Source organism: Comamonas humi (assembly GCF_054782535.1).
The window spans coordinates 136,989-150,750 of record NZ_BAAGSH010000005.1; the positions used below are offsets into that span (position 1 = coordinate 136,989).

Annotated in this window: 14 protein-coding genes; 2 read left to right on the top strand and 12 right to left on the bottom strand. The window is 67.7% G+C overall.

Annotation, left to right across the window (positions count from 1 at the left end; all coding sequences use genetic code 11):
• Positions 1–117 precede the first annotated feature (117 nt).
• Positions 118–1,209 carry a TFIIB-type zinc ribbon-containing protein gene (locus tag ACYVKR_RS04950; protein ID WP_460480074.1) on the top strand — a complete coding sequence of 364 codons (1,092 nt, stop codon included), beginning with the start codon at positions 118–120 and terminating at the stop codon, positions 1,207–1,209.
• A gap of 49 nt (positions 1,210–1,258) precedes the next feature.
• Here ACYVKR_RS04950 and ACYVKR_RS04955 read toward each other — a convergent pair whose 3' ends face one another.
• From ACYVKR_RS04955 to apaG, 8 genes are all read right to left on the bottom strand, one after another.
• The gene (locus ACYVKR_RS04955) at positions 1,259–1,477 is read right to left on the bottom strand and encodes a glycine zipper 2TM domain-containing protein (RefSeq protein ID WP_460479691.1); all 219 of its coding nucleotides are present in this window, start codon (positions 1,475–1,477) and stop codon (positions 1,259–1,261) included.
• 240 nt (positions 1,478–1,717) lie between these two features.
• The gene (locus ACYVKR_RS04960) at positions 1,718–1,936 is read right to left on the bottom strand and encodes a glycine zipper domain-containing protein (RefSeq protein WP_460479692.1); all 219 of its coding nucleotides are present in this window, start codon (positions 1,934–1,936) and stop codon (positions 1,718–1,720) included.
• Between the two features lie 138 nt (positions 1,937–2,074).
• On the bottom strand, positions 2,075–2,593 hold the full coding sequence (locus ACYVKR_RS04965; protein ID WP_460479693.1) for a CinA family protein: 519 nt from the start codon (positions 2,591–2,593) through the stop codon (positions 2,075–2,077).
• Entirely contained in the window at positions 2,590–3,144 is a 555-nt protein-coding gene (locus ACYVKR_RS04970) for a phosphatidylglycerophosphatase A family protein (protein WP_460479694.1), read from the bottom strand. Before ACYVKR_RS04970 ends, ACYVKR_RS04965 begins: the two co-directional genes overlap by 4 nt.
• A 64-nt stretch (positions 3,145–3,208) precedes the next feature.
• Positions 3,209–4,129, bottom strand: a complete 921-nt coding sequence (locus tag ACYVKR_RS04975; RefSeq protein ID WP_460479695.1) for a bestrophin family protein — start codon at positions 4,127–4,129, stop codon at positions 3,209–3,211.
• 6 nt (positions 4,130–4,135) lie between these two features.
• Positions 4,136–5,110 carry a thiamine-phosphate kinase gene (thiL, locus tag ACYVKR_RS04980; RefSeq protein WP_460479696.1) on the bottom strand — a complete coding sequence of 325 codons (975 nt, stop codon included), beginning with the start codon at positions 5,108–5,110 and terminating at the stop codon, positions 4,136–4,138.
• Positions 5,103–7,235: a site-specific recombinase gene (locus ACYVKR_RS04985; RefSeq protein WP_460479697.1), complete on the bottom strand. Its 2,133-nt coding sequence runs from the start codon at positions 7,233–7,235 to the stop codon at positions 5,103–5,105. The genes thiL and ACYVKR_RS04985 overlap by 8 nt, the downstream gene beginning before the upstream one ends.
• A complete protein-coding gene (gene apaG / locus ACYVKR_RS04990) occupies positions 7,235–7,645 on the bottom strand; it encodes a Co(2+)/Mg(2+) efflux protein ApaG (protein WP_460479698.1) in 411 nt (136 codons plus the stop codon). The genes ACYVKR_RS04985 and apaG overlap by 1 nt, the downstream gene beginning before the upstream one ends.
• A gap of 30 nt (positions 7,646–7,675) precedes the next feature.
• Here apaG and rpe point away from each other — a divergent pair, with 30 nt between their 5' ends.
• Positions 7,676–8,359: a ribulose-phosphate 3-epimerase gene (gene rpe / locus ACYVKR_RS04995; protein WP_460479699.1), complete on the top strand. Its 684-nt coding sequence runs from the start codon at positions 7,676–7,678 to the stop codon at positions 8,357–8,359.
• A 140-nt stretch (positions 8,360–8,499) separates the two neighbouring features.
• Here rpe and ACYVKR_RS05000 read toward each other — a convergent pair whose 3' ends face one another.
• Genes ACYVKR_RS05000 through pilV form a run of 4 tightly spaced genes read right to left on the bottom strand, consistent with a single transcriptional unit; the run spans position 8,500 to position 13,762 of the window.
• Positions 8,500–11,535 (bottom strand): pilus assembly protein, encoded by a 3,036-nt coding sequence (locus tag ACYVKR_RS05000; protein ID WP_460479700.1) that lies wholly within the window; start codon positions 11,533–11,535, stop codon positions 8,500–8,502.
• A gap of 24 nt (positions 11,536–11,559) precedes the next feature.
• Positions 11,560–12,135, bottom strand: a complete 576-nt coding sequence (locus ACYVKR_RS05005; protein ID WP_460479701.1) for a pilus assembly PilX family protein — start codon at positions 12,133–12,135, stop codon at positions 11,560–11,562.
• Positions 12,132–13,202 (bottom strand): PilW family protein, encoded by a 1,071-nt coding sequence (locus tag ACYVKR_RS05010; protein ID WP_460479702.1) that lies wholly within the window; start codon positions 13,200–13,202, stop codon positions 12,132–12,134. The genes ACYVKR_RS05005 and ACYVKR_RS05010 overlap by 4 nt, the downstream gene beginning before the upstream one ends.
• A complete protein-coding gene (gene pilV / locus ACYVKR_RS05015; RefSeq protein ID WP_460479703.1) occupies positions 13,199–13,762 on the bottom strand; it encodes a type IV pilus modification PilV family protein in 564 nt (187 codons plus the stop codon). Before pilV ends, ACYVKR_RS05010 begins: the two co-directional genes overlap by 4 nt.

Below are 13,762 nucleotides of genomic sequence, written 5' to 3' on the forward strand. Positions count from 1 at the left end.
AAGCGCTGATTGCTATTTGATATATAGCTATCAGCGCTTTCTGTATAAGCGTTTGATCGGGTTTTTCTTGTGAACGACACGAGTGCTTTCGCCGCGGCCGAATCCAGCCAGGCCAGGATGGTGGGGCGGCACACCTGCCCCGAGTGCGGCGGCAACCTGGAATGGAACCCCAAGGCCCAGTCGCTGAAATGCCCCTACTGCGGCACCACCGTGCCGTGGACGGACGAGCAGCAGGCCGCGCTGGGCGAAACCGTGCTGGAGCAGGACCTGGCCGCCGCGCTGGCCAACCCGGCCTCGGGCCGGGGCTGGGGCCCCGAGCGGCGCGAATACCAGTGCCAGAACTGCCGGGCCATTTCGGTCTTCGTCGACGGGCGGGTGGCGCAGCGCTGCGACTTCTGCGGCTCGCCCGCGATCCAGGCGCACGAGGAGAACAACGACGCCATCACGCCGCAGAGCCTGCTGCCGTTCAAGGTCAGCGACGGGCAGATCCGCGACCGCATCCGCCAGTGGTACGGCTCGCGCTGGTTCGCGCCAAACAAGCTCAGGAGCGCCGCGCTCACCGACACGCTCAAGGGAATCTACCTGCCGTACTGGACCTTCGACGCCCATGTGCAGGCCGAGTGGCGGGCCGACGCCGGCTATTACTACTACACCACCGAGCAGTACCGCGACGCCAACGGCAACGTGCAGACTCGCCAGGTGCAGCATGTGCGCTGGGAGCCCGCATCCGGCAGCCTGCAGCACTTCTTCGACGACGAGCTGGTGCCCGGCACCGTAGGCATCCACCAGAACCTGCTGCGCAAGGTCGAGCCTTTCCCGACCACCACCGAGCTCAAGCCGTACTCGCCCGAGTTCGTGCGCGGCTGGACGGTGGAGCGCTACCAGGTCGACCTGGGCCGCGCCGCCCAGCTCAATGAATCGGACATGGACCAGCAGGTGCAGGCGCTGTGCGCCCGGCAGATCCCCGGCGACACCTACCGCAGCCTGCAGGTGCAGCGCCTGTACCAGGGCCGCACCTTCAAGCATGTGCTGGTGCCTGTGTGGCTGGTGAGCTACACCTACGGGGCCAAGAGCTACCAGATCGTGGCCAATGGTTACACCGGCCAGATCGCCGGCGAGCAGCCGTACAGCTGGGTCAAGATCGCGCTGGCGGTGATCGCGGCGCTGATCATTGCCTTCATCCTGGCCGGCCTGATGCAGGGCCGATAAAACAAAACCGCGCCGGATCGGCGCGGTTGGGTGGGGCGAAGAGCGGCGGTCAGCGGGTGCGGCGGCCCACTTCGTTGCCCAGCAGGGCGCCGGCGGCGGCACCGCCCACGGTACCGATCAACGAGCCGAACAGCACATGGCCCACGGCACCGCCGGCCACGGCGCCTACGCCGGTACCGATCTGCGCGTTGGTGGGACGGGTGCTGCAGGCACCCAGGCTCAGCGTCGCGGCCAGAGCCATGGAAATAACAAAAACGGATTTCTTCATAGTTTTTCTCCTGACAGAGTCTGCTGCGGTCTCGAACCCCCAAGACCCGGCGCTTGCCTTCAAGGCGGACGCACCTGGCGCAACAGATGTATGGTCGTTATCGTAAGCGGCCTGGCGGCCCGGCGCAGCACCTCAGGTGTAACTCTCGTGAGAGAGGGTGCGCCTCAAGGTAACGAGGTGTTTTGTGTGTGGTGGTGTGTAAGCAAAAGCGGGGCGGAGGTCAGGCCGCCCTCGGCTCGCTCAATCCATCTTGTCACCGACCCGGTTGCCGATCAGCGCACCGGCGGCGGCGCCACCCACGGTGCCCAGCGTGGAGCCGAACACCGCATCGCCCATGATGCCGCCGGCCACGGCGCCTACGCCGGTACCGATCTGGGCCTTGGTGGGTGGGTTGCTGCAGCCGCTCAGGCCGAGTACGCCGGCAAGCAGCGGGGCAAGAATCCAGGTGCTGTGCTTCATGGGGTTTCTCCTTTCCAGAGCATCGTGCGCTCGCATGGGTAAGACCCGAGGCGAGGAGGATGGTTCCAGTATGGCCCGCTGGCGCGGTGCCGGGCATCGGCCAATCGAGCCGATGCATGTCGGCCAAGACTGACAGTGTCAGCCGCCGCTGCCCAGGTGCTCCAGCAGGCGCTTGAGCGCATGCACCACCGTGGCCTGGCGGATGGCGGCACGGTCGCCCTCGAAATGCATGCATTCGCTGAAGGTCTGCCCCGCCACCTGCCAGCCGAACCAGACCGTGCCGACCGGCTTGGCCGGCGTGCCGCCGTCGGGGCCGGCCACGCCGGTGACGGCCACGCTCACCTGGGCCCGCGACTGCGCGCAGGCGCCCTGCGCCATGGCGCGGGCCACCGGCTCGCTGACGGCGCCGTATTCCATGACCATGTCGGTGGGCACGCCCAGCAGCGCCGTCTTGGCCTGGTTGGAATAGGTGACGAAGCCGCAGTCTAGCCAGGTGCTGGAGCCGGGGCGCTCGGTGCAGGCGCCAGAGATCAGGCCGCCGGTGCAGCTCTCGGCGGTGGCCAGCATCCAGCCCTTGCGCGGCAGGATTTCGGCCAGCTGCGCTACATAGAAGGGCGCAGGGTGCTCGCCTTTCAGCAGCAATGAAGCGGTGCTCATACGAAGTGCCTCCACAGCGCGATGACCAGCAGGGTGCAGAACGCGGCCACCAGGTCGTCCCAGATGATGCCCCAGCCGCCGCGCCAGCCAAAGCCCTTGAACAACTGGTCGGCCCAGCGCACCGGCCCGGGCTTGGCGGCGTCGAAGAAGCGGAACAGCGCGAACGCCGCGGCCTGGCCAAGCAGGCCCATGGGCATGGCCAGCCACAGCACCAGCCAGAAGGCGACGACCTCGTCCCACACGATGCTGCCCGGATCGGCCACGCGCAGGTGGCGCGCGGTGGCGGTGCAGGCCCACCAGCCCAGCACGATGGAGACGGCGATCACCACGCCGATGGCGCGTGCGGACAGCCAGTGCTGCATCACCAGGTAGGCCACCCAGGCCCACAGCGTGCCCACCGTGCCCGGCGCTTTGGGGCTCAGGCCCGAGCCGAAGCCCAGCGCCACCCAGTGCAGCGGGTGCTCCAGCATGAAGCGCGCCGTGGCACGGCGCGGGCCTTGCGGCGGCGGCTCGGCGCTGGGTTCCTGCAGTTCGAAAACTTGCTCACTCATGGGGGCGATGATAGGCCCATTGCCACGCGCCGCGTGGCATAACGTCTGCGCCAGACGGGGCAAGCTAGGTCAGCAGGTCGTCCACCGGCACGGGCAGCGGCGGCAGGTCCGTCTCGCCCAGCGCCTCGCGCAGGTTGATCTCGATCACGTCGGCCAGCGCACCGATGGGCAGGGCGTTCGGCCGGTGGCCGAAGGGCTCCTCCAATTCTTCGCCCAGCGCATCGAGGCCGAAGAAGGTGTAGGCCACGAGCGTGGCGGCAAACGGCGTGGCCCAGCCCAGCGTGTCGACAAAGCCGAAGGGCAGCAGAAAGCAGAACAGGTAGGCGGTGCGGTGCAGCAGCAGCGTGTAGCCGAAGGGCACCGGCGTGTTGCGGATGCGCTCGCAGGCCGCGAGCACGGCCGACATGCGGCCAATGCTGGCGTCGAGCAGGCTGTACTCGATGTCGCTGATGCACAGCCCCCGCCGCAGCTGGGCGAGTTGCGCGCCGATGTGGCGCAGCACCAGGTCGGGCACGTTGCGGCTGGCCGCGAGTTGCTGCTGCAGCTCGGGTGGCAGCCAGGGCGTGGCCTTGCCGCGCGGGGCATGGGGCCGCAGGTGGTCGACCAGCAGGTGCGCGAAGGCCATGCAGGGCTGCAGCAGGGCGCGGCGCTGCGCCTGGCCCTCGGGCGTGTCCGGCAGCAATTGCGTCTGCCGCGCGAAGTCGCGCAGCGTGGTGATGAGCTGGCCCCAGTCCTTGCGCGCCTCCCACCAGCGGTCGTAGCTGGCGTTGTTGCGAAAGCCCAGGAAGATCGACAGCGCCATGCCCAGCAGCGAGAACGGTGCGCTGGACATGGCCGGCACCGAGCCGGGGTAGCCGCGGTGCAGCGCCACCACCAGGCAGGCCAGCGCGAACACCAGCAGCAGCTGCGGGTAGATGCGCACGACCACCGAGCCGCGCACGATGAAGAACAGGCGCAGCAGCGAGGGGCGGTCGCGGACGATCATGGGAGGCTAGCCAAAGTGGTCGAACGAGGCATAGCCCGCCGCCAGCGGCTGGCCAGCGCCATCCAGCACGCGCAGCCCGGGCGCGCTGTCCACCGTGCCGATGCGCGTGACCGGCACGCCGGCCTGCAGTGCCGCGGCCTGCACGGCCTCGCGCCGCGCGGCGGGGGCGGTGAAGGCCAACTCGTAGTCGTCGCCGCCGGCCAGCGTGCACTGGTGCAGGAGGTTTGACGAAAATTGGCCTACAGAACCCGTGAATAAAGCGCGAGCAGCTATCAATTGTGAAGTGATGGAGGCGTCCAGCGTGGCGCCCACGCCGCTGGCCTTGAGGATATGGCCCAGGTCGCCGGTGAGGCCGTCGCTCACATCCAACGCGCTGCTGGCGATGCCGCGCAGCGCCATGCCCAGCGCCACGCGCGGCGTGGGGCGTTCGAGCCGCTGGCGCGCGGCCTGCAGCGCGTCGGCCGGCAGCTCGATGTGGTCGAGCAGCGCTTCGAGCGCGAGGCGGGCGTCGCCCAGCGTGCCGCTCACGTAGAGGTCGTCGCCGGGGCGGGCGCCGCTGCGCAGCAGGGCCTGGCCGGCGGGCACTTCGCCGAAGACGGTGATGCAGATGTTGAGCGGGCCCTGCGTGGTGTCGCCGCCGACCAGTTCGCAGCCATGCGCGTCGGCCAGCGCCAGCAGCCCGGCGGAAAAGCCTGCGAGCCAGGGCTCGTCCACCTGTGGCAGCGCCAGCGCCAGCGTGAAGGCCAGCGGCCGCGCGCCGCAGGCGGCGAGGTCGCTGAGGTTCACCGCCAGCGCCTTGTGGCCCAGCGCGGCGGGATCGACATCGGCGAAGAAGTGGCGGCCCTGCACCAGCATGTCGCTGGAGATGGCCAGTTGCATGCCGGGCCGCGGCGCCAGCAGCGCGCAGTCGTCGCCCACGCCCAGCACCGCCTCGCGGGCCGGGCGCGTGAAGTAGCGCGCGATCAGGTCGAACTCACCCATGTTCACCCACCGCGGCAGTGGCGGCGCCCCCGGGGGCCGCCTTGCGGGGCCGGATGGGCAGCAGGAAGCTGAACGGGCGCCTGACGATCCGCGCCAGCAGCGCCTGGTAGATATGGCGGCGCTCCACGGTGCCCACGTTCTGCGCGCGCAGCGCGAGGCGGAAGGCGCAGTAGAAGCTGACGGACACGTTCATCGCGGCGAGCAGCGGCAGCGCCGCCACCGCCAGCCAGAAGCCCGGTAGGTGCAGCACGGGCAGCCCCAGGCTGGCCGCGGCCGCGCCGATCTGCCCCGAGGCCAGCGTGACGTGGCGGATGTCGATGGGCAGACCGAAGAACTGCGCGAACACCGGTATCAGCCCCAGCATGAAGCCCAGCGAGATGTTGGAGGCGAAGCCCGAGATGTTGTCGCGCATGAAGTGCGCCCAGCGCGCCGCGCGCGCCTTGCCCAGCCAGCGGGTGAAGCGCGGGTTGTACTGGATGGCCGAGTCGAGCCGGCGCAGCACGAACCAGTTCTCCGTCCAGCCCGCGATGATGCTCGAGGCGAACAGCAGCACGCCGGTGAACGCCGCATACAGCGCCGACGGGCCCAGGATATTAAGCGACTGCAGCGTGTATTCGGCCGTGCCCGCGCTGATGGCGGGCTGGCCCATGAGGCGGGCGTAGAGCAGCGTGAGCGCCAGCACGGCCGGGAACACCACGAACACGTTGCCCAGCACCGCCGCCACCTGCGAGCGCACCAGGAAGCTCACCTCGTCGACGAAGGACTGCACGCCTTCCTCGGTGTCGCCCGAGTCGCGCAGCTTGGCGGCCATGGCGGGCGCCGTCATCGCCGGCTGCTTGGTGGCCACGGTGAAGTGCAGCAGTTGGATCAGCACGAAGCTGACCGCGTAGTTGATGCCGGCCAGGAAGCCGCCCCAGAAGGCCGACAGGGCCAGGGCGTGCAGCGCGAACTTGACCAGCGTGGTGAAGGCCATCACCAGGCCGCCGCCGCCGGCCTTGCGCACCATGCGGCCGTATTCGCCCTTGTCGCGGGTGATGTAGTGCTCGCCGGTCTCGGCGCTGCGCTCGACCACCTTGGCAGCCAGCAGCGACGAGTTGGTCGCGATCAGCGCCTTGACGCTCAGGCGCTCCTGCCCCACGACGACGAGGTGGGCCAGGAACTTGGCGGTGATCACGCCGGGGTTGGGCGTGAGCAGGCAGTCCAGCAGCTCGCGCACGCGCAGGATTCGCATGCGCAGCTGGCGCAGGCGGAACACCATGCCCACCGAGATGCCGTTCTCCTCGAAATGGTCGTAGATTGAGGCGACGGCCGCGCGGCAATCGTCCAGGCTGGCCCGCACCGCGGCCTCGGCGGCCTGCACCTCGGCGGCCTGCGGGCGGTGGTGCAGCATCTCCTTGCGCAGCGCCTCCACATCGCTGATCAGCGTGTAGAACGGCTGCGTGTTCTTGGCCGTCTCGCTCATGCGCAGGCGCAGCTCGGGCGTGAAGCCCGAGGCCAGGATCTGCCCTGCGCAGTAGGTGACGGCGTTGAGCACCAGCAGCTGCCACGGCGAGATATGGGCGCCATAGTGCTCGGGCGCGGTGCCGGCGGGCGCGGTGACCGTATCGGCCACGTCGCTCTGCGCGATCTGCGTGGGCACGACCACCGGCGCCTCGATGGCGACAAAGCCCGGCGACAGCAGGCGGGCCAGCCGGGCCAGCGTGGCTTCGTCGAGCGCATTGAGCCACTGCGCGTCGAAGCGCGTGTGCAGCGCCAGCGAGAACAGCTCGGACGCATCGATGGTCTCGGGCGTGGACGGCAGCAGCTTCCAGCGCAGGCGCTCGGCCAGCTCGTTGAAGAAGGCGGTGCGCGGCGCAAAGCCGAAGTCGGCCAGCAGCGCCGTCAGGTCGATGGTCTGCAGCGTCTTGGCCCACCAGGACTGCAGCTTCTCCAGCGCCTGTGGATGGGCCTCGAAGGCATCGAGCAGGTGCACCACGCGGCTGACGGCAGCTTCGGCGGAGTTCTGTTCGCCGCGGATCCAGCGAACCACGTCGATCAGCCACAGGTTGCGCTCGGCCAGCGGCGCCTCGGGGTCCAGCGTGGCGAGCAGATCGGCCAGCGGGTTGGTGGATGTGCCCTTGCCCATCAGTGCAGCACCCGCCCCTGCGGAACCTCGGGCGTGAGCCCGGGCGGCTGGCCGGCGTCCAGCACGAAGGGCGCGATGGGGCAGTCGAAGCGCTCGCCGTCCTCGGCCACGCAGAAATAGCTGCCCTCCATGGTGCCGCGCGGCGTGGCCAGGCGGCAGCTGCTCTGGTAGCGGAAGGATTCGCCCGGCGCCAGCAGCGGCTGGTGCCCCACCACGCCCAGGCCCTTGACCTGCTGCACCTCGCCGTTCGCATCGGTGATGATCCAGTGCCGCGCGATGAGCTGCGCGGGCACCTCGCCCGTGTTGCTGATGACGATGGTGTAGGCGAACTGGTAGATCCCGGCCGCGGGCGCGGAATGTCCGGGCAGGTACTCCGGGGTCACGGAGACGTCAAACTGGTACTTCGGCATGTTGTCAATGGTAACTGCGACAATAGGGCCATGAGCTCAACCTACCGCATTGCCCCCTCCATCCTGTCCGCCGATTTCGCCCGCCTGGGCGACGAGGTGCGCACGGTGCTGGCCGCTGGCGCCGACTGGATCCACTTCGATGTGATGGACAACCACTACGTGCCCAACCTCACCTTCGGCCCCATGATTTGCCAGGCCCTGAAGCCGCATGCCGTGCGGCCCAACGGCGAGGCCGCACCCATCGACGTGCACCTGATGGTGCAGCCGGTGGACGCGCTGGCCGCGGCCTTCGCCGAGGCGGGTGCGGACTACATCAGCTTCCACCCCGATGCCTCCACCCACGTGCACCGCAGCGTGCAGGCCATCAGGGCCCAGGGCTGCAAGCCGGGTCTGGTGTTCAATCCGGCGATGCCGCTGGATGTGCTGGACTGGGTGATCGACGACATCGACCTGATCCTGCTGATGAGCGTGAACCCTGGCTTCGGCGGCCAGAGCTTCATCGACAGCACGCTGCGCAAGATCGAGCAGACGCGCAAGCGCATCGAGGCCTCGGGCAAGGACATCCGCCTCGAAGTGGACGGCGGCATCAAGGAAACCAACATCCGCCGCGTGGCCGATGCCGGCGCAGACACCTTCGTGGCCGGCAGCGCGATCTTCGGCAAGCCGGATTACAAGTCGGTGATCGACCAGATGCGGGCGGCGCTGGCCGGCTGAGGCCGGGGCGGCTGCCCCAACAGCACCTGACGCAAAAAGCTCCCGGTCATCGCCGGGAGCTTTTTTTTGATAGCTATCAGCGCTTGATGGATAAGCGCTGGAGCCTGATTTGGCTCATATTCTTATGCAGTCCTGCCGGCTCAGCGCGTTTTCTCCTGGAACCAGTAGCGCTTCTTGCGCGGGACCTTCACGGTCGCCTTCGGGTCCTTGGGGCTGATGGGAGAGCGGGCCGAATTGATGCCGCCGGTCACGAAGGGCTTGGTTTCGTAGGTCGTGATCGTCTGGCCGTCCGGACCCGTGCGTTCGACAGGCACCTGGACGTAGCCGACGACGGGGCTGGGCGGCAAGCCGCCGCCGGCGAAGACCGCGCTGGCCGGGGCGCCGCAGAACATCGGCGCCTCGTAGGCCCTGGCCTCGCCCAGGTTGGCCGTGCAGGTGTTGCCGGGCGGAGTGGGCTTGTTGGTGCCGAAGTAGGTGGTGCCCATGAAGGCGGCGGGCGCGTTCACCGCCTTTTCGCCGGAGGCGAACGGGATGTAGCAGCCGTTGGCCTTGCTCTCGGTGGTGCCGACCTGGCCCAGCGTGGTGATGGCGGTGAAGCTGTCGGGCGTGCCCTTGGTCATGCGCTCGTCGAAGACGGTGAAGAAGGCGTCGGTGCCCGTGGTCTGCAGGGGCTTTTCCCGGTCGCCCGAGCCGACTTGCACCGCAGTGAAGGTGGGGGTGGTGGTGACGGCTGGCGCATAGAAGAACTTGCGCGTACCACCGTTGCGCAGCGCGGCCAGCGTGTAGATGCCCCAGTCCGCGACAGCCGTGGAGGTCGTGGCATCGGCGCCGGTGGCCGGGTTGGCGGGGAGGGATTTCTCGAGGTCGATGCGGTAGAGGTTGCCCGCCAGGTCTGCGGCATAGGCGCGGTCGGTATAGCCGTCCTTGTCCGAGTCGACCACCGCCACGTCGGCCGTGACGCTGCGGGTGGTGTCGAACCGCTTGATAAGGGTTCCGTTGATGGCATCCAGCACAAAGATGGCATTGCCCATGGTCGTGGTCCCGGGCGTGGCGGCGTCCTCGGCGGTGGCGTCGTAGCCGCCGCCCATGATGAGCACGGGGTTGTCGCGGCCGCGCAGCTTGGTTACGCGGGGGTCGGACCAGGTCTGGCCAAGTTTGTAGAAGTCATCGCTGGGGCTGTCCGAGCCGGCCTGCTTCCACAGGAACTTGGGCTCGGCCGGCGTGGTGATGTCTATGGCATAGATGAACCTGCCGCCGCGCCGCATGCCCATGTACAGGATGGCCTTTTCGGTGGTCTGGTCCGACCGCAGTTTCTGGTAGACGCTGATGGGGCCGTCGACGAAATAGTCGCGCAACAGCGGAGGCGTGGGGTCGGTCGTCAGCACCGGGGTGGTGGAGATGCGGATCTCGGGCGTGTTGTCGCGCAGGCGCTTGAGCTTGCCGAAGTGCTCCTGGGGAAGGAAGGACCACAATTCCTGGCCGGCGCCGGTACCCGATTGCTTGCCGTTGATGGCTCGCAGCGAGCCATCGTTGGCGCCATAGAACACCACGACGTTGCCATTGCCATAGTTCACCACGGCCGGGCGCGAGTGCAGCACATCGCCATGCACGGTGGGGCGTACGGTGGTGGTGCCGCCTGGGCCGGCTTCATCGCCGCGGTTGTCTCGGCCGCGAACCCACTCGATGAGCGCGTCGCGCTCCGTGGTGTTGGCCGACAGGGCGTTGAGGTTGGCTGCATTGCTGGCCGCGAACTGGGTGCTGGCGCTCGTGGCCAGATTGGTTTCGCTGGCGCAATTGACGCAGGTATAGACGTTGCGGGAGGCCTGCGATGTGAGGTTCGCGGTGCGGATCGATTGGGCGATGCCGCCTTTTTCCACCACGTAGCCGTCCGGCGAGTCCGATCCTGACGGTGGTGTGCCCATCTGCTGGTTGGCCCAGAAGGTGCTGGGCGCGGTCCAGTACGACACGGCCGTGGGCGAGATGAAGCCCGTGGTGCCGACGGCGGAATTGCCGTTGGCGTCCGCGAGCATCAGGGAATCGGTGGCGACGTCGTACTTGAACTGGTACTGCTTGAGGTTGCCGCGCCAGCGGGGCTTGGACTCGGAATCGGGCCGGAACATGCCCATGAAGACCTGGTTCAGGTAGGTGCCGCGTGCGTTGGTGCTGATGGGCAGGCTGGCTGAGGCGAAGACACTGTCGACGGCCTGGATCTTGAAGAAGGTGGAGAGCAGCTTGTCCGCCAGCTCGGAGCCTTGCGAGCTCACGGCGTAGTATTCGCCGCCGCTTTGCTGGGCCATGCTTTTGAGCAGCGCCGACCAGCCCGGTCCTTGGCCGGTGGTGACCCGGTCCACATCGAGCGTGAACGAGGTGATGACGCTGGGGGACATCTTCATGAATTTTGCCCACTCGTCCGCGACATTGGTCTGCGAGCCATTGGGGGTGAGCGAGATCATGGTTTCGGGGCGCGTCAGGCCGGTTGCCGTATAGGCCACATTCAGCCGGTTGTTGGCATCGGTGTTGTCGCTGTTGTTGTCCTGGACCGCGCCATTGCTGATGTAAATGATGTAGTTGCGTGCACAGCCGGCGACGACGGGGCTGGTGTAGGGCGATCCGGCGAAGGAGCCGATCGCGTTGCCCGAAAGCTGGTAGATGGCGTTGGATGCGGCAGTGCCGGAGGTGTTGCCGCTGTAGTCGGTCTTGGCTTTGCGGTTGCCGGAGTTGGGCGCAGCGCCGGTGAAGTAGTAATAGGCCTCGGCCATGGTCTTGCCGGCCTTGCCGCCGTTGGACTTGTCGTTGATGACGTGGAGGCTGTCGAGCAGGTTCACGAACTTGGTCTTGTAGTTCGCGTCGAGCGGGCGGATGGCGGCGCGCATGTAGCCGCCATCCACGTTGCTGTTGGGATTGCCGGTCTCGGTGAACAGCATGAGGCCGACGCGGAACTTGTCCGGCGGCAGTGCCTGGATGGTGCTCTTGAGCGCGGCGATCTCATTGGTGAAGGCGTTGTTCCAGTTGGCCGTGTTGTCCAGCAGGATCAGCACATTGGGCGGGTCCGAGGCCGATATGCCGCTGTAGATATCGATGTCGCTGGTGTACTGCGCCAGCGCAGGCGCAGCGGCGGCCAGGGCCAGGGAGCAGGCGGCCCAGGCGCGCAGGTGGTGGATGGCTTGGTGAGGCATGGGGGAGCTCCGGTAGGTCTGGGGCTATTTGCAGTAGTCGGCCACCTGGTAGCCAAAGATGGTGACGGCGACGCCTTGGTTCTCGGCCACCGTGGTGCGGGTGGCGGCATCGGCCACGACGGCCCGCACGCTCCACTCGGAATCCACGCAGCCTGCCGGGTCGGCGCCGGCGACGCTGCCATCGACATAGGTCGGGTCCGGGTTGTCGGAGCCCCGGCAGCTCTTGTAGGGGTCCTTGCTGGGATCGTCCTTGGGGGCCGCGGGCAGTATGGTGGGGATGGCGCGGAAGCAAAATGGCTGGGGCGAGATGGTGGCCGAGTAGTCGGGCGTTCCATCGCCGTCCATGTCCACGGGCACCGGCGACGCCGCGACGCCCGCTGGATTGGTGTGGAACGCAGATGAACTGATGGTTTCCTCGACGGCCATCTTGGCCGCGGCGGCGCTTTCCTGGCGTGCCTGCGTGTTGCCGATGACGCGCATGTTGCTGCTGGAGCTGTTGAAGGCGGTGACCGCGAACAGGCTCATGAGCACCAGAAAGATCAGGGCGACGACCAGCGTCGCGCCGCGCGAGCGGGAGGGGAGGGGGCGGCGGTAGGTCATGGCGAAGCCGGCGGGGTAGGCGTGGCGGCGGGGGGCGGAGCCTCCCTCAGGCCGGCCACATTGGTGAGCCGAACGGTGGTCGTGTAGACACGGCGCTTGTAATGGTCGGTGAAGGGGCCCAGTGCTGCAGCCCGGCCTATGTCGTAGGTCTTGCCGCCATCGTCGAAGCCGGGGGAGGGGCTGGACGTGCGCGACAGGAGGTACAGACGCACGGCGACGACGTTGCTCCAGGCGTTGTCGGCGGCGCCCGCGGTGCCGCTCAATGCCGCGAGGAACTTGTCGGCATTGCCCGTACCGGAGGTGTCGAAGCCGTACTGGAGCTCCAGGTTCTCGATGCCTTCGGCCAGCGGAACCACGGTGAGGTCGGCGTCGGTGTCGCGCAACTCCGCCATCTTGAGCGTGGGCGTGGTGTCCTGGCCGCATTCGTTGCAGTCCGCCAGGTAGTAGATCCGCGAGACATACTGGCGCACGGCGTTGACGGCATCGCACTTGTAGGTCTTGAGCGTGAAATCTGCCGCGGCGATGGAAATCTTGAAGCGCTCGGCCGAGGGGTCTGCCGCGCAACGCGAAGTCTGCAGGTAGGCCGCCAGGTTGCCGGCAGGAATGCCGGCCGGCGCGACGGCGTCGGTGCTGAGGCGGTGGATGACCACGGCCGGCGTATTGCTGCGGTGATTGGGCAGGCAGGACAAGGCATGGGCCTGCGTCGGCGTCAGTCCCATGATGGGCACGGGCACCTTGGGCTGGGCGGGGTCGGTCTTGTCCCAGCCCAGGCTGTTCAGCGCGATGGCGCAGGCCGCCGGAGTGCTGTAGACATAGCTGGCCGCCGGCAGCTCGCCATAGAAGCCCGCATGCGAGAGGTCGTCTTCAAGGAGTTCGATGGCGTAGCGTCCGTTCTCGATCTGCTGGATGCTCTTGTCCAGCTCCTCGCGGGATCGGCTGGCATTGGCGAAGACCAGCGCCAGGCCGGCGACCAGCACCAGGCCGATCGCCAGGCCGACCATCAGCTCGACGAGCGTGAAGCCGCGCAGGCGGGCGCGCTGCGGGTGTTGATGCTGGCTGGGAATCATGGCGAGGCCTGGAGGTTGGCTATCTGCACCACCATCGAAACGGCGCGGCGAAGATCTTCGGCAGTGAACGCGTTCTTGCCGCAGGCGACCGAGGGTGGGCCGCTGGCGTGCAGGCCCTGCCACGCAATGCTGATCTGGTAGTGGCTATTGGCAGGGTTGGTGATGTTGGCGACCTTGGTGATGCATCCGCGCGCATTCAGCATGGCTCCCACCTTGGTCCCGCCCTGCAGCTCGCCGGCGCCCTGGATGCTGCCTGCCCATTCGCAGAGGTCGTTCTGGGCCGTCGTCGGGGCAGATGCGCTGGCCGAGGCGCAGGACGTGGTGCCAATGTCGTTCGCCACGTAGGCGTCGGCATTGCTGCGGTTCAGGTTGATGCGCTGGGCCATGTCGTTGACCAGGGTCAGCGCCTGCGAACGCTGGTAGGCCTCCAGGTTCGCGACCGCGGTGCGGGCCTGCAGGCCGACGAAGCCGAGGATGCCGAAGGCGGTGATGAGCATGGCCATCAGCACCTCCAAAAGCGCGATGCCGCCCTCGCGGGATGGGGGAGAGTAGGTCTGCAT